Annotated in this window: 14 protein-coding genes, 1 tRNA gene and 1 pseudogene; 8 read left to right on the top strand and 8 right to left on the bottom strand. The window is 62.3% G+C overall.

Annotation, left to right across the window (positions count from 1 at the left end):
• The first annotated feature begins 128 nt into the window (after positions 1-128).
• Positions 129-995, top strand: coding sequence for a CDP-diacylglycerol diphosphatase (locus AB0I14_RS24275; protein WP_358026997.1), 867 nt, complete (start codon positions 129-131; stop codon positions 993-995).
• 670 nt (positions 996-1,665) lie between these two features.
• Here AB0I14_RS24275 and AB0I14_RS24280 read toward each other — a convergent pair.
• Positions 1,666-2,061 carry a nitroreductase family deazaflavin-dependent oxidoreductase gene (locus tag AB0I14_RS24280; RefSeq protein ID WP_358026999.1) on the bottom strand — a complete coding sequence of 132 codons (396 nt, stop codon included), beginning with the start codon at positions 2,059-2,061 and terminating at the stop codon, positions 1,666-1,668.
• Positions 2,062-2,457: 396 nt separating this feature from the next.
• On the opposite strand from AB0I14_RS24280, the gene AB0I14_RS24285 reads away from it, so the two are divergent.
• Both AB0I14_RS24285 and AB0I14_RS24290 read left to right on the top strand, forming a co-directional pair.
• Positions 2,458-3,705, top strand: a complete 1,248-nt coding sequence (locus AB0I14_RS24285) for a toll/interleukin-1 receptor domain-containing protein (protein WP_358027002.1) — start codon at positions 2,458-2,460, stop codon at positions 3,703-3,705.
• 397 nt (positions 3,706-4,102) lie between these two features.
• Positions 4,103-4,288: pseudogene (locus tag AB0I14_RS24290) on the top strand (site-specific integrase); the annotation flags it as partial.
• A gap of 21 nt (positions 4,289-4,309) precedes the next feature.
• On the opposite strand, the gene AB0I14_RS24295 reads toward AB0I14_RS24290, so the two are convergent.
• From AB0I14_RS24295 to AB0I14_RS24305, 3 genes are all read right to left on the bottom strand, one after another.
• Entirely contained in the window at positions 4,310-5,284 is a 975-nt protein-coding gene (locus tag AB0I14_RS24295; RefSeq protein ID WP_358027005.1) for a hypothetical protein, read from the bottom strand.
• Between the two features lie 92 nt (positions 5,285-5,376).
• A complete protein-coding gene (locus AB0I14_RS24300; protein WP_358027007.1) occupies positions 5,377-5,757 on the bottom strand; it encodes a hypothetical protein in 381 nt (126 codons plus the stop codon).
• Positions 5,758-5,829: 72 nt separating this feature from the next.
• Positions 5,830-6,453: a DUF433 domain-containing protein gene (locus AB0I14_RS24305; protein WP_358027010.1), complete on the bottom strand. Its 624-nt coding sequence runs from the start codon at positions 6,451-6,453 to the stop codon at positions 5,830-5,832.
• Between the two features lie 537 nt (positions 6,454-6,990).
• On the opposite strand from AB0I14_RS24305, the gene AB0I14_RS24310 reads away from it, so the two are divergent.
• Positions 6,991-8,280 (top strand): AAA family ATPase, encoded by a 1,290-nt coding sequence (locus AB0I14_RS24310; RefSeq protein WP_358027013.1) that lies wholly within the window; start codon positions 6,991-6,993, stop codon positions 8,278-8,280.
• Positions 8,280-8,966, top strand: coding sequence for an HNH endonuclease (locus tag AB0I14_RS24315; protein ID WP_358027017.1), 687 nt, complete (start codon positions 8,280-8,282; stop codon positions 8,964-8,966). The genes AB0I14_RS24310 and AB0I14_RS24315 overlap by 1 nt, the downstream gene beginning before the upstream one ends.
• Before the next feature lie 325 nt (positions 8,967-9,291).
• Here the strand turns inward: AB0I14_RS24315 and AB0I14_RS24320 are convergent.
• Positions 9,292-9,368: transfer RNA gene (locus AB0I14_RS24320), tRNA-Leu, on the bottom strand.
• Between the two features lie 201 nt (positions 9,369-9,569).
• Here AB0I14_RS24320 and AB0I14_RS24325 point away from each other — a divergent pair.
• The 3 genes from AB0I14_RS24325 (at position 9,570) to AB0I14_RS24335 (ending at position 13,270) form a co-directional block, all read left to right on the top strand.
• A complete protein-coding gene (locus tag AB0I14_RS24325) occupies positions 9,570-9,968 on the top strand; it encodes a nitroreductase family deazaflavin-dependent oxidoreductase (protein WP_358027020.1) in 399 nt (132 codons plus the stop codon).
• A gap of 114 nt (positions 9,969-10,082) precedes the next feature.
• Complete coding sequence (locus AB0I14_RS24330) at positions 10,083-10,781, top strand: ABC transporter ATP-binding protein (RefSeq protein WP_358027301.1); 699 nt, start codon at positions 10,083-10,085, stop codon at positions 10,779-10,781.
• Positions 10,782-10,870: 89 nt separating this feature from the next.
• A complete protein-coding gene (locus tag AB0I14_RS24335; RefSeq protein ID WP_358027303.1) occupies positions 10,871-13,270 on the top strand; it encodes an FtsX-like permease family protein in 2,400 nt (799 codons plus the stop codon).
• On the opposite strand, the gene AB0I14_RS24340 is transcribed toward AB0I14_RS24335, so the two are convergent.
• The 3 genes from AB0I14_RS24340 to AB0I14_RS24350 all read right to left on the bottom strand — a co-directional run bounded on the left by AB0I14_RS24340 (position 13,257) and on the right by AB0I14_RS24350 (position 15,089).
• A complete protein-coding gene (locus tag AB0I14_RS24340; RefSeq protein WP_358027023.1) occupies positions 13,257-13,880 on the bottom strand; it encodes a methyltransferase domain-containing protein in 624 nt (207 codons plus the stop codon). The two genes, AB0I14_RS24335 and AB0I14_RS24340, sit on opposite strands and share 14 nt — an antisense overlap.
• Positions 13,881-13,895: 15 nt before the next feature.
• Positions 13,896-14,294 carry a hypothetical protein gene (locus tag AB0I14_RS24345; RefSeq protein WP_358027026.1) on the bottom strand — a complete coding sequence of 133 codons (399 nt, stop codon included), beginning with the start codon at positions 14,292-14,294 and terminating at the stop codon, positions 13,896-13,898.
• 222 nt (positions 14,295-14,516) lie between these two features.
• Positions 14,517-15,089 carry a DUF4389 domain-containing protein gene (locus AB0I14_RS24350; RefSeq protein ID WP_358027305.1) on the bottom strand — a complete coding sequence of 191 codons (573 nt, stop codon included), beginning with the start codon at positions 15,087-15,089 and terminating at the stop codon, positions 14,517-14,519.
• Positions 15,090-15,098: the final 9 nt, after the last annotated feature.

Below are 15,098 nucleotides of genomic sequence, written 5' to 3' on the forward strand. Positions count from 1 at the left end.
CGTAGGGCCGTTCCTCCGATCGGGGGACCCACGATTCCGGCGATTCATGGTCTGACCAGCGGACAGACCCGGTGGCGCGCAGACGGGATGGTGTTTCCAACACACCAACACCCACCGAGGGGAACCACATGACCACCACCAACAACACCAACCGCATCGGCTTCGCCCGTCGCTTCGCTCTCATCGCCGCCGCGGCGGCCGTGCCGGTAATGGGACTCGCCGTCGCGCCCACCGCCGGCGCACAGGCCGCCGAGTTCGGCCCGTGCGGAAACGTCAATGACAAAGTCGATCTCTGGAAGGACGTCAGGTACGCCACGCCTGCGCACAAGGACGGCGCCATCGACGTCGTGTTCCCCGGCGGGGACAAGTCCCGCGGCTACGCGGTCCGGCAAGGGCACCACCCCGCCCAGCTGACCGACCTGCTGGTGATCCCGACGGCACGCGAGACCGGCATCGAATGCGACAACCTGTTGGGCAGCGATGCTCCCCACTACTTCAAAGACGCCCATGGCTACGTCGGCACACTGCCCCTGGGCAACCAGGGCCAGGCTCCGGACTGGGCGCTGGGTATCAACTCCGCCGACAACCGTGGCCAAAACCAGCTGCACATCCACATCACCCTGCTCGACCCGACCGCTCGCGCCGACATCGACCAGGCCGTCAAGAACCACAAGGTCACCAAAGATGTGAAGGGCTGGAAAGATTCCGTGATCGGCGTGCGCGGCCACACCGAGGTCTCCCAGATCGAGAAGAGCCCCCGCGGCTACCGGGCCTGGAACACCGACAACATCGACCAGAACTTCTTCTCCGCACTGAACACCCAGGTCGTCGCACCGCTGAAGAAGGCGGGCGCCGATGTGGGGATGAACAACGAGACCCTGCTGATCACCAAGAACCACGAGGGCCCCGGGTTCATCGTGCTCGCCAGTGACGAGAAGTCCGGCCTGGCCCCATTCGGCGTCAACAACATCGAGCGGTTGCTCGACAAAGGCTGAGCCTGTCTGCAAGCCCAACGGCCACCCGAGTTCGGGTGGCCGTTGGTATTGACCACGATTCACCAGAGTGGTTCCGACGCTATCTCCAACCAGGCTTGGAATTCCCATTGCTCGACGCGTCTTCGCGCCCGCTTGGCATGCATCCTCTCGGCGACCAGACGCATGCCCTTCGAGCTGGCCTTCGAGACCCCGGCCCGGTAATGGCCTGGCACAAAGCAGGTTCCAGCGTGATGCGAGCCCACACACTGAGTGCGGGACAGCTGAGATGTCGCGCCGCCGAGGTGCTCTCGCTCGGACGTCGGGATCAGCACCGCTGCTTATTGATTCGGCAACCGCGCCGGGCGAGTGTGGCGCGATCGGGACATCCTCGCGTACCTCGCGATAACCAGTACCGCCGCCGTCGCCAGCAGCATCGCCAACATTCGCTGCGCTCATGACTGTGCGCGCTTTCTTTCCTGTGCTCACCAGGGCGGCGTACGGCGTGGCCTCGGCCTTCGCTTGGCTGAGTATGTGATTGATTGACGACTACTACGGTCGTCGCGATAGCGGCACAGGACTATCGCCCGAAGGGCGATCTTTAGAGCCCGATGGATCTAGTGCTAGCTGTGCTGGGCGTGGCTGAGCGGCACGGCCTGAGCGTCTCAGCTCCGAGCCCGGTGCGGGACGGAGGTCAGCGTGCGGAGTCGGCAATCGTCAGCAGCAGGGACGCCTCGTTGTAGGGAAACGCTCGATAGAACAGCCGGGAACTCGGTGTCACTAGTGCTGCGGCCTCGGCCTTGCTCACCACCCGGGGATCGGTGAGCGCGACAACCCGTCCCCGCTTGCAGAGCGCCGTCGGTCCGCCGGCCAGCACGTTCTTCAACCAGTCCGTCTGCAGGCCGTAGCCGACGAGGATCGCGTAGCCATCGTGGGTCTTGAATACCAGAAGCGGCGTTCGATATCGCTGACCCGACTTCCGCCCGACATGCTCGAGCGTCCCGAGGTTCGGCAGCCACGGTGCGATCGCGCGAGCCGCCGGATTGGTGACTCGCTTGTTGAAATGTGCAATTCGTCGAGGGACGCGCATTTTCGGAGTCTAGGCGTTGGTTGAGGTCGGCCACTCCTGCGGGAAACGCTCGGCTCACCGGCCGCTGCTCGGTCGGTTTGGCCGTTCAAGCAGGCCGTTCGAGCCGCAACGACGTCGGTGCCCCCAGTCGGACTCGAACCGACACTTTGCAGATCTTGAGAACGGACCGCCCGCCGGTCCAGCGGTTCGCGAACCCGCGCGAAATGCCTGCTAGAAACTGTTTCAGCGAACCAGATTACCAAGGTGGCCTGCTGTTTTCGTGACCGCAGCACACTGTTGCAGTTCGACTCGAGTCCTCCTCGAGTACAGGCAGAGTGCGCCCCTGGACGCCGGTGGTTCGCCGGCATTTCGGTGTCAGCTAGTCCTACTAGCCGTCCAGCAGGCAGAATTGCAGCCATGTCATTCGGGGGCTTGCAGACGGCAACGGCGTTTTGGAGTTACGCGCATGCGGACGACGAAGGCAGCGACGGTCAGATCAGGCGCCTGAAGGAGAAGCTTGATCACGCCTTCAAGATGCATCGCGGCGAGGCCTTAGCCAGCTTCTTCGACCGAACCGGTGACCACAAGCTGGAGTGGGGCGAAGAGTGGCGATCCAAGATCAGCACGACGATCTCGGGCACTACATTCTTCATTCCAGTCATCTCCCCGAGCTACGTAAAGAGCACGATGTGCCGGGAGGAGTTCGACGAGTTTTCAGAGAAAGCCAGAAATTCTGACCTTAATGAGCTCGTCCTGCCGATCCTGTGGGTGCCAGTCGACCCGGAAACAGATGAGGAGCGGCGCATATTCGACGCCGCGAAGGCGCGGCAATGGATTGACTGGTCGCAGCGAAGGAAGCTAGAAGAGAGCTCAGCGCCGTACCGAGCATTGATTGATGAGATGGGCGAGCGTCTTGCCAAGGCGGCGAAGTCGGTCGCAAGCAAACCCGAGGTGACTCTTCCGGATTCCGGCCCTGGGACGCCGGATTCCGACGGCAATGGCGGCGTTCCAGATACCCGTGACGGGGATACCCCAAGTCCGACAGGTGGCGGCGGTGGATTGGCCGCCCGTTCCGGCGAAGATGCCGCCTCTAGCAAGAGCGCCCCTGGCCTAATTGACCTGGCAGCAGAAGCTACCACGCGGGCCGACTCATTTGTAGCGAACCTCTCCACAGGCTTCCAAGCAGTACGAGATATGAGCACCAATGTCCTGCAACCGAATCCGCTGCCTCCACAGGCCAGCGCTGGCCAACGGATGTTCTATTTCAAGCGAATTGCGCAGGAAATGCAGCCCTACGCAGACCGATTCGAGCAGTACGTCGAGCGAGCTGCCAGCGATGCTAGCGACTTGAACGACACCATGTTTCAACTGGCCGAAATGCTACGCGATCCGGTCTTGCGCCAAGCTGTTGACATCGAGAATATCGGCCGAGTCAAGGAAATCCCCGCCGCTCTTGCCGAAAAATTCGGCAAGTACAGCGAATACCGGTCGCAGCTCTCCGCGATCGGGCGTATGAGTAGGGACTTGCGGGTACCGTTCTCTGCCATTGAACGCGCCTTTGACTCCATGGACGAAATCATGCGACTGGTTCGCGACTGGACAGCGACCATGGAGTCGCTTAAGGAATCAGCTCAACCTACTTCGCCTGCCGCGCAAACAAATTGATCACATTGTCCTGCAGCTTGGCCGGCTTCGCCGGGCTGGCGGCTCCGGCAGGTCGTTCGCGCGGGGCTGCACCAATGGGTTGATGACCGGCTACTTCCGGGGGCGATGCGCGCGTGATGCTCACTAAATTTTCTGTCGGGGTATCGACCGCGCAGGCGGCAGCACGTCCAGTTCCTCGTAAGTCCTGGCGTTCAACTCTGCCAGCACGTGTGTGTTCACCCTGCTTACCACCGCCACCAACCCGCCGCTTCCCTGTGTCCACAAGACCACGCAGAGCTGCAGAGTCGGGACAGACCGTCACCCCACAGGCGAAAGGCCTACACGTTTTCAATCTTGGCTCGTGCCCTAGCTGCCGAAGCACTGCGACAACCCAAGCCTGCGTGAAGTCGTTGTCGTCGTGCGGCGAACCTTCGCCACCATAAACCTGTCTGCTGGCGAGCACTACGTGCGGGTCTCAAAGTGGCTGGGACACAGTACTTTCGTCCTGACCCTCACAACCTAAGCGGATTACATCAACGAGGACGAACCGATGACGCCGAGAGACGGACAGGGCACGATCCAGCCCACAACACGGCCACTGTGAGCCTGCTCAAGTGGAAACGCCCTAGGACGCCAACGGCGGATCTTCCGGCGCATTCGCGGGCCAGCCGCTGCGGTCAATCTGCTGGACGAAGGCGCACAACATCCCCATTTGGTGTGCGACCCGCCCAGTAGTCATTAGATAGCCCTCGACACGCGCCGTCGGGAAATACGCACCGGTCTGCTCGCGAACCCGATTGAACGTATCTTGGTCATAGCCAAGCTGAGCCAGGCTGTCGACTCGCCGCCAAGCCGAAGCCATGTCATCGGGCTGACCGGGTTCGTGCCCGAAGTCGCCATCATGCATCTCAAAGAACAGCCGCATGGGATGCCGGTCTGAAACCATTCGTTCCTGCAAGAGCGAATCAAGCTCACGGTGGAACCAGGCCAATCCCCGCTCCAAACGCTGCAATCGGACGTACTGGTCCAACGTATTCCAGTCGCGCACCGCCGCAAACCATTGCAGCCGTAGATCAGACGTCTCGCCGATCTGTTGCATCAAGTGCCGAAGTGCTTCACTCCAAATGCGACTTTGGTTCTGCGCGAAGGCAATTAGTTGTTGGAACTCTTCGGGCGTGAGTTCGCTGCCATACCTGTTGATCCCCTGCCACGTCTCGTCGTGGATGTCTTGGATGCGCTGGGCGCAGGAATTGATTGCATCTATGCGCTCAGGGCTGCAAAGCGTTACGACCGCGTCGCGGTATTGGTTCCACGCAATCTGGCTGATCGTCCTAACCCTATCTAAGGCTGCCTTCTGGTCGCGTTGGCTAGCAAGCGTTGCGAGTACGACAAGGGCGAACGGCACGCCGATGAGAAACCCGGTCAAGCCCGCGAGCACGTTCGGGATGTAGGAATACGATTTGATCCACCCTGCTCTGGTGAGGTCAGCAACCAGGCATACGACGAACAGAGCGACGCCGAGAGCCAACATGGTCCAGACGAGTAACTTTGTAGAGCGCCCGAAGTCACGGAGGGCATCTAGGATTCCTTCGGGCTTCATCTTGGTCGAATGGTGCGTCGGCCATGTCGTCGTCCCCGCCCTATTCAATCGATCTCCCTAGATCAGCTCTTCATATCGATCATCTGCCCGCGTCATGCGAGGCTCAGGCCCGTCTGCTTCGGCAGTCCCCACTTGTCGAGCTCAACAGCCGTGATCCGGACTCGCTGGCCGACCTGTGTCTCTACGCCTTTCATGCGATAGACATGCGGCTGGGGACGCCAGTCGTTCAGCACGAAGATCAGTCCAGCAGTGACGGTTGCAGTCTCGATGGCAATGCCCATGAGCCCGTTGTGATCCTTTGCAGTGTGGCCGATCCAGTGCAACCCGGCATCAAACAGCGCCCGGCGCTCATCTTCGTTGCGAAGCTGCTCCCGGCCCTTTGTGATGATTCCGTCATAGCGACGCTCCGCAAGCATCTCGAACAGCGGGATGTCGTCAGTGCTCGATACCCCCTTCGTCGAACGCGTAACCAAACTCGTGTGTCCTGTAGGTAGACCGCAATCGATCCAGGCACCCCGCATTGACGTTCTCGTCGACGAAGAATTTCACCCAGCGCGCTTCTTTCGTTGCGCATCTACCTGATCGGCGAAACTCAGTGCGTCTTTCGCCGCTGCCTTCGATACACCGGGGTAGTAGTGCTTGACGTCCTCCGGCCGAAGGTCTCCACCGCGCAAGGCTGAGGCGATGGTGTCATATGGCACTCGGGTACCAGTGATCGTCGGCCACCCGCCGAGGCGGTGTGGGTCCACACTGAGCTTTGGTCGGGGCGTACGGAAGTCGATGACCTTGTCGCCTCGCTTGTTGACGAAGGGCTTGAAGATGTCGTCAAACGAGTAGATATGCAACTGACCAGGATTCTTGACGATGTCCATGAACCCAGAGTCAGTCCAGACCGCAATCGTCTTACCGTCCGTTGCGAACTGATACGCCGACGGATGCTCTGCCAACTCCAAAACGGGAAGGTTCTTGAACGCTTGCCTGACCTTCTGGAGGGACGCCTCAAGCCGTAGCCGCGCGACCGTGCGCAGGGCAATCAGGTCACGAAACGAGTACAGCGGAGGCCGGTACGCGTTGGCCTCTGGAACCAGCAGCCGGGTTCTCCGCCAGTGCGTCAGCTGGGAGCGAGTGACGCCGGTCATCGTCACCGTCAGATCTACGGGAAAGCTCACTCGTCACACCTCCTCACCAGTTTCGATGCGATCCTGCCATGCGACTGATGAGGTCATCCAGGGAATAGCCCCAGTTCATCGGCCCGGTCACCGGTGATGTTCGATCCGCTACCGACAGTAGTGAGCAGGACACGTCCTGCCGCATCTCGCTGACTGCTGACTGCTGACTGCTGACGCGACGCTGACGCGGGCAGCTGTCAGCGGCCCGACCCCGCACGCCAGGCCGCACGAAAACTCCCCTGAACTGCACCGATATCGGTGCCCCCACTGGGACTCGAACCCAGACTGTGCGGATTTTAAGAAGGGGCGAGCCGCTTTCGGCGACCTTGGGAAACGCTTCGTCGATAAGGTTATTTCGACTGTTAGACAACGATTTTGGGCGTTGTTGGCATGCCTCCGGTTCGGTCTCGATTCGCCCTAGAATCGCCCCCGGTCGCCGCGTTCCCGCCGCGACGAGATCTGCACCCGGGTGTTAGCTACGCCGCGGTTTCGAGTTGTTGCGCCGGGATCACCTTCGCTTGACTACTCTCGTTCGATGTGAAAGACCCTACAAAACCTGCTCCACCGGGCTTTTCTTCCCTGACGATCGACGACTGGCGCCAATTCGATTCAGTCGACATAAGATTTCATCCTCGATTTACGGTTCTCACCGGAGCGAACGCCAGCGGCAAGTCGACGCTGCTCGGAATCTTAGGACGCCACTTCGACTGGCGGCGAAGCTATTCCTCAGAACCATCTGGAGGAAGCAAAAGGAGCCGCCGACGCTGGAGGACGCTGAGACGACGGCTCGACCAAGATTACGCCGAAGGCCAAATGGGCGATATAGGAACACTGACTTATGGAACAGGGATTGAAAGCCCGATTCGGGTTCCAATTAACGATTCGAGCCAGGATCGATCTGAGTACGACCTCGATATCCCGAACCAACAGCAAGTAGTTGGCGTCTATCTGACATCGCATCGTCTAGTTTCTGGAAATTACATTAACGTTAACGAGATGCCTACTAGGTTCACTGACGCCAATACGATGTTCGATCAGTTTACGACTGAGGTAAAACGCATTTGGATGAACTCCGCAAGAGGACAGTCGTCGCCGCAACTCACATTCAAAAAGGCATTAATGTCCGCTGCATTTTTCGGAAGTTCCGAGAGTGAATATATTGAGATTAATCCTATAGCGCGCGACATTTGGTTAGGGTATCTATCCATCCTTCGTCAAGTTATGCCTTCAGCGATCGACTTCAGGAGCATTCGAGTTCGAATGCCTGACGTTATCATCGAAACGCAGACAGACGATTTTATACTCGATGAGGCATCGGGCGGCCTATCAGCAATAATGGAAGTCGCCTGGCAGATATTTTTGCGATCGCGAGTAGAAGATCGCTTCACCGTCTTAATCGACGAACCCGAGAATCATCTACATCCGAGTCTTCAACGCGAAATCATGCCAAGCCTTCTTAGAGCATTTCCAGACGTTCAATTTATTGTTGCAACACATAGCCCGTTCGTCGTTACGTCGACCTCCGAATCGGCTGTGTACGCACTTGAAAAGACTAATTCTCAGCGGGTGGCATCAAGGGCGCTGGACTACGCCAATAAAGCCGCGAGCGCCGACGAGACGCTTCGTAATGTCCTTGGTGTGCCAAGCACTGTTCCGAAGTGGGCAGAACAAGTGTTCGAAGGAATAGTCGATCGCTATGCTAGCCAGCCCCTCGACGAGACCCGACTTCGTGAGCTGAGAAACGAATTGCGGACGCACGGCTTAGCGAGTGGTTTTCCGGATGCTGTTATCGAAGCGACGGCTGACAATCCTTTCAGGACTCCTTAATGCGGCAACTGACAAAGGGCGATAAACCTGCTGTCTTGGTTGCAAACGAGGACGCGTGGACGCAGGAATACCTACACGCTGTAGCAACTGACGACCCTAAAAAACATGAGCACTGGCGCCACCCCGAGATCAAAGACGGCCTGCATGCCGAGACGTCCGGAAAGTGCGCTTACTGTGAAGCTCTGGTTTCCGATGTGAGCTACCCCCATGTCGAACATATAATTCCCAAGAGCCCACGCCCTGAACTAGCTCACCGCTGGCATAATCTGACGTGGGCATGCCCGGTCTGCAATGGAAACAAGCGCGAATACTACGACGAGCAATACGCCGTGCTTAATCCGTACGCAGACGACCCGGACAACCACATCATGTTTACTGGTTGTTTTGTAAGCCAACATTTTGGCGCAAGCCGCGGAGAGATAACAATCAAAAAATTGAAGCTAAATCGACCGGATTTGGTTTACGCGCGGGCCGAACGGCTAAGCAAGCTCCGCGAAATGGTCGAGCGATGGTATGAGGCGGATGGAGCCCGAAAGGACGTCCTCGCTGAGGCGATCCGCATTGACGCGGACGAGGGCGAATTCAGTGCCTCCGTCATTCAATACCTGAACGATATCGGTTTTCCGATTGGGCTCGGGGTTGGCCAGGCGAACCGGCTTGCGGGAGACCGAGTACCGCTTGAATGACTGCCGCTCGCTCATCAGTCAAGTCCTTGTACGTCGAACTCACGAAGGCGTGGTATCGCTTTTCCACCCGCTCATCGTCGCAGGGTCCGCCGACAGCTGGCGCTGGGCCACGCCGAGCCCACGTGACGGATCGGCTGGCATCGGCCTTGCTTGAAGTCATCGACGGGCATTCCGCCGCCAGCGCCTGGGCGGCGAACCGCTCAGACATGAGGGCCCGGTTGACGGTGTTAGCTAGTGCGCCGACATGGCCGCCGCGCTCTCGCCGCGACGAGAAGGCCTTTCGAGCCGATCCGTGCGCCGCAAAACGCATCTACCAAGTCTTTTATGGTGCCCCCAGTCGGACTCGAACCGACACTGTGCGGATTTTAAGTCCGCTGCCTCTGCCAATTGGGCTATGGGGGCGATCGGTAGCACCGTACCTGGCAGCCGGGTGGCCGGAGACTGCCAGCCCACGGCCCGCGAGCGTGCACCGAATGCCCCCAGGCCGTGTCGGGGCAAACAGACGCGCACCCTCGCGCAAATGAGGGGCAGATGTGGGTTGCGCGAAACGGGCGTGTACTTGGTTGAATGAGCCCAGGGGCTGGACAGCGACGGGGGCCGCATATGCCGAGCAGTATCGCGAATTCGATTGCCGTAGTGGCCGAACGGATCGCGTCGATCCTCGGGCTACGAGCGATGCGGGTGATCGCCCAGTTCAACAAGTACGTGACCAACCCGCTGCAGCGCCTCTGGGCGCCATGGCTGCCATACATGGCCGTCATCGAGCACACCGGCCGCAAGTCGGGCAAGCCGTACCGGACCCCGGTCATGGCATTCGTCGACAACAAGTCGGTCTCGGTGGTGCTGAACTACGGCGAGCACTCGGATTGGGTGCGCAATGTTCGGGCCGCAGGCTCGGCTGGGGTGGTGCATCGTGGCCGGCGCTACCAGCTCACCGAGCCACGCATCATCCCGGCCACCGACCAGAAGGCACGGTTGGTCGCCACACTGACCGCACCGTGAGTGTTGGCTTGTGTGCGAAGTTCGGCCAAGAACTCGCACATAAGCCAACGTTCGGCGAGGGCACCCGGCGTAGGCTGCGCATATCCCGACTCCCGGGAGGCTGCGATGCCCGAACTGGCCATCGAACTGCGCGACGTGGTGCGCGAGTACAAGGTCGGCGGTCAGACAGTGCGCGCCCTGGATGAGATCGGCCTCCAGCTCAACGGCGGGCAGTTCGTGTCGGTCATCGGCCCCTCCGGCGCGGGTAAGAGCACGCTGCTGCATCTGCTCGGCGCGCTGGACTCCCCCGACTCGGGCTCGATCACCTTCGACGGCGAGGAGATCGGGCGGCTCGGCGACGAGCAGCAATCGGCGTTCCGTCACCATCGGGTGGGCTTCGTCTTCCAGTTCTTCAATCTGTTGCCGACCCTGTCGGCCTGGGAGAACGTGGCCGTCCCCAAGCTGCTCGACGGGGTCCGGCTGGGCAAGGTCAAACCGCAGGCCGTGGAACTGTTGGACCGCGTCGGCCTCGGCAACCGGACCGAACACCGCCCGTCCGAGCTGTCCGGCGGCCAGATGCAACGGGTCGCGGTGGCCCGGGCCATGATGATGGACCCGCCGCTGATCCTCGCCGACGAACCCACCGGCAACCTCGATTCCACGACGGGCGCGGCGATCTTGACCCTGCTGGGCCAGGTTGCCCACGAGGAGGGCCTCGGCCGGCTGGTGGTGATGGTGACCCACAATGCCGAGGCCGCCGCGGCCACCGACCGGGTGATCACCCTGCAGGACGGCCGGCTCGGCTCCGACGAGATGTCGGTGGTGCCGGGGTGAAACTCACAGCCGCGGCAAGCCGGCTACGAGTGTTCAGCCTGCGCGAACTCACCGTGCACCGGCGGCGGACGATCGCCTCGATCGCTGTAATGGCCGTGTCGGCAATGTATCTCGTCGCAATCCTCGGCATCTTCGGGTCGATCACGGGATCGGTCAACCGGCTCGCGGACGGAGTCGCCGGCATCGCCGCCCTTGAGGTCTCGGGAGTCACCGACGCGGGGTTCCCCGAGTCGGTAGCAGCCGACGTCGCCAAGGTCCCCGGCGTCGCGACCGCCGCCCCGATGATCCGGATGTCCGCGCCCACCGCGACCGAACCGGTGCTGCTGTTCGGCGCCGACGACCGTAGCCGCGCCTTGGAAGGCGCTCTGAAGGACGCGGTCGGGGTAAAGGTCGACGCGCCGTCCGCGTCAGCCGAGGGTGTCCGCGTCGGCCCCACTGTCGGTCACGCGAAAGGCGAGACGTTCCAACTCGGCTCGGGGTCGGTCACCGTCTCCGAGGTACTTGAGGGCAAACAGCTCGCCGATCTCAACGGCGGCCACTATGTGCTGGCGCCACTCCCGTTGGCGCAGAACGTCACCGGAAGACAAGGACAGCTCGACTCGATCCTGATCACCACCACCCCCGGCGCCGACCTCAACACCGTGCGCGAGCAGGTCACCGCGGCGGTGAACGGCCGGGCCCTGGTCGCCGCCCCGAGCTCGCGGGCGGCCCGCGCCGGTGACGGCGTCAAGCTGATGAACTACATGGCCTTGATGGGCGCCGCGGTCGCCCTGGTGGTCGGCGCGTTCCTGATCTACACGACGATGACGATGGCGATCGCCCAACGCCGCCCGGTCATCTCGATGCTGCGCGCCATCGGCGGCCGACGCGCCACCATCGTCCGCGACATGCTCGCCGAGGCGACAATCCTGGGTCTGATCGGCGGCACCATCGGCTCACTGCTCGGAATAGTGCTGGGCCGCCTGGCAATCGGCCGGCTGCCACCGACGATCACGCAAGGCCTCGAAGCCCGTATCGAGTACTGGCTACCCGACTATGCGCTCCCGGTCGCCATCGCGGCGACCGCGTTGACCAGTGTGGCGGCGTCGGCGATGGCGGCCCGACAGGTGTACAAGGTGTCGCCGATCGAGGCGCTGGCCCCGGTCGGGGTGTCGGCGGCGGACAACGTGCCGCGCTGGCTGCGCATCGTCACCGGGATCGCGGCCGTGGCGGTGCTGGCCGCGGCGATCCTGATCGTGTTCTACCAACCGGGTTCCATGGCGTTCGTGGCCATCGCGGCCCTGTTCACCGCGCAGATCGCGCTCGGTTTCGCGCTGGCCGGACCCATCGTCAAGGCCACCGCCGCGGTGGCGCGCCTGTTCGGATCGGCCGGGGCGCTGGGCGCGGCGACGGTCGAGCGGGCCCCACGGCGGGTGTGGGCGACGGTGATGACGGTGTTGATCGCCGTCGTCACCACCGTGGTGATCACGGGCACGAACAACGACATGATCCGCTCTGCGCGAGACGTGTTCGCCCCGGTCGCCGATGCCGACGTCTGGGTGAGCGCCAACTCACCCGACCAGTACCCCACCGGCCTTCTGCCCCAAGGTCTTACCGAGAGCATCACCGAGGTGCCCGGAGTCGCGAACGTCACCGAAGGCGCCCAGGGCTTCGCCGTCGTCGGCGGCACCCGCGTCATGCTCGACGGCTTCGCCCCCGGCAGCCACGACGCCCTCTTCCACGCCCTCGACGACCAGACCCGCAGCGACGTGCTGGCCGGCCGCGGCGTGGTGCTCTCGCAGAATCTGGGCAAGACCCTCAACGTCCGCGTCGGCGACGACCTCCAATTGCAGACGCCGCACGGCCCCCAACGGACGAAGGTGCTGGCGCTGGTCCCCTACTTCTCGACGGTGATCGGCACCGTCGGCATGGGCCTCGATCAGATGCGCGCCTGGTTCGACCGACCGGGGTCGACGACGCTGCAGGTCACCGCCGTCAAGGGAACCGATCCCAATCGCCTGCTGGCCAACATCCGTCACGTCGTCCCGGCGCCGAACCACACCTACAACGGCGCCACCGCACTGGCCGGTCTCGAAGCCCCGCTGCACCAGAGCATGCTGATCGCCAACGCGGTGTGGATCATCGTGGTGTTCGTCGCGGCGGTCGCGCTGCTCAACACGTTGACGCTGTCGGTGCTGGAGCGACGCCGCGAGATCGGGGTACTGCGGGCGATGGGATCCAGCCGCCGCTACACGCTGGCCATGGTGCTCGCCGAGGCGGCGGCCATCGGCATCGTGGGCGGCATCCTCGGGTTGCTGATCGGGCTGGTCGATCAGTGGCTGTTCAGCCTCGTCAGTGGGGACATCATGAATTTCGACGTCACGTTCCGACCCAGTCCCATGGCGCTGGTGTTCACGCTCGGCGCACTCGCGATCAGCCTGCTGGGCTCGCTTCCACCGGCTCGACGGGCCGCGCGGCTCAACATCATCGAGGCCGTCAGCGTCGAATAGTCGCCACGCCCTGCAGATGCGGTGTGCACGGCGGCGGCACCAACGTCCGGCGGCTGCTGTGCAGCCCGCTGGTGTCGAATCCTGCTGCGGCGATGGCGTCGACGGTGCGGCGGTTCGGCTCGCACCCCGACGACAACCACGCCCACGGCCTCGCGATCAGGTCCTGGAACCGCCCCATCAAGCCTTCGCCGCGGACGTGCTCGAGAACGACCAGTCGACCATCGGGCTCCAATACCCGCCGGATCTCGCCGAGCGTGGCCGGCACATCGTCGACCGAACACAGCACCAGCCCGACATGGACCGAATCGAAACTGTTGTCCGGAAACGGAATCGACTCCCCCACCCCGTCGACGACATCGACCTCGACACCGTGGCGCCGGGCCAGGGCGCGTGCCATTCGCCGCATCGCCGCCTCCGGTTCCACCGCGGCGACAGACGTCACCGCGCCCGGCAGGAACAGCAGATCGGTTCCCGGCCCCAGCCCGACCAACAGCAACCGCCCCGTCGCATGGCTCATCGCCGACCGCCGATATCGGCGGTAGAACAGCCTGTCGAATACCGGCATGCCGAGCCGATACACATAGGGGAACAACGGGTTGCGGTGCTTCATGAACCTCGGCTCAGGTCAGTGGCCGACACAGGGTGCGCTCGTGACGCGTTGCCCCTGCCCCGACACACTGACGTTACCCCCGCACAGCGACGCTGCGAAGTTGTTGTTCCCGGTTATCTGGGAATGACTGTTCGGGATCGCGTAGGAGGTGTTGTCATTGCCCATCACGTGATTCGTACTGCCGAAGGCGGCGCGCACGTCATTGCCGTTGCCGGTCGCGGTGGACGTGCTGTCGTCACCCGCGAACACGAAATTTCGATCCCCGTCAGCCCGCGCGGTGCTGCCGTTGACCGCGAGGACAAAGTTGCGGTCCCCGTTGGCGGTTGCGGTGCTCGCCTTCTGCCCCGGCAGGTCGAACGCGACGGCGACGCTGCGTCCGCTCGTCGAGGCGTTGCTGCTGCCGACCTGCACCACGTTGTGACCGCCTGCCGAAACCACCACCCCGCCGGTATTCACCTGGTGTGTCGCGGAAGGGCTAGATGGGGTGGCCCACGCCGTTCCCACCCCGAAACAGAGCGCCGCAATCGGAGCGCCGGCGCACACGCTGATGAATCTGGCTGAAGTTGTCATGCGAGTCCCACCCTTCCCGGATACGGGCCGCACCCTCCCTGTCCACGGGGCCGGGCAGTCCTCGGTTCAATCCCGGCTGCCCAGATCCAGTCGGAAAGGCGGATATTCATCGCTCATCAGCGACACATAGACCGCGACGCGGTAGCGCCACCGGACAAGTCCCATCAGGAGGTCGAACATGTCTTGTGAGACCGTCCCCCGGGCCAGCAACCGCACCGCGGAGATGACGCAAAGCACTTGCAGCAGCGGTTCCATCGCCCAGCACATGATGATCTGTGGCAGCGCCAGCAGCCACCACTTGACCAGTACAGCCCAGTTGACCAGGTGTTCGGGATAGTCGACCTCGAGATCGCCCGGATAGTCGGGGCTGGGTTTGAGGGTAAATGGCGGGTATTGGTCGGTGGTGTTCATCGGGAACCGGTAGTTCATCACTCGCCACGACCAGCGCAGGACCCCGACGTTGAAATCGAACAGGGGCCGTGGATACCGGCCGGTGAACAGAATCGCGATACCCGCGGCGACGGTCACCAGCGGATACACGAGGTAGAGACCGATCAATATCGGATAGTGCGGCACGGCCAGCACGCACCATTTGACGAGCCACAGCCGGCTCGATGGCGCGTCGATGGCGCCGCGCACCCGTACGGC

The organism is Mycobacterium sp. NPDC050441, assembly GCF_040655355.1.
In the GTDB taxonomy this organism is placed as follows: domain Bacteria; phylum Actinomycetota; class Actinomycetes; order Mycobacteriales; family Mycobacteriaceae; genus Mycobacterium.

Excerpts from the sequence above, each read along its gene's own strand:
- AB0I14_RS24275 (WP_358026997.1), top strand. The coding sequence starts at position 129 with ATGACCACCACCAACAACACCAACCGCATCGGCTTCGCCCGTCGCTTC.
- AB0I14_RS24280 (WP_358026999.1), bottom strand. The coding sequence starts at position 2,061 with ATGCGCGTCCCTCGACGAATTGCACATTTCAACAAGCGAGTCACCAAT.
- AB0I14_RS24285 (WP_358027002.1), top strand. The coding sequence starts at position 2,458 with ATGTCATTCGGGGGCTTGCAGACGGCAACGGCGTTTTGGAGTTACGCG.
- AB0I14_RS24295 (WP_358027005.1), bottom strand. The coding sequence starts at position 5,284 with ATGAAGCCCGAAGGAATCCTAGATGCCCTCCGTGACTTCGGGCGCTCT.
- AB0I14_RS24315 (WP_358027017.1), top strand. The coding sequence starts at position 8,280 with ATGCGGCAACTGACAAAGGGCGATAAACCTGCTGTCTTGGTTGCAAAC.
- AB0I14_RS24325 (WP_358027020.1), top strand. The coding sequence starts at position 9,570 with ATGCCGAGCAGTATCGCGAATTCGATTGCCGTAGTGGCCGAACGGATC.
- AB0I14_RS24335 (WP_358027303.1), top strand. The coding sequence starts at position 10,871 with ATGGCCGTGTCGGCAATGTATCTCGTCGCAATCCTCGGCATCTTCGGG.
- AB0I14_RS24340 (WP_358027023.1), bottom strand. The coding sequence starts at position 13,880 with ATGAAGCACCGCAACCCGTTGTTCCCCTATGTGTATCGGCTCGGCATG.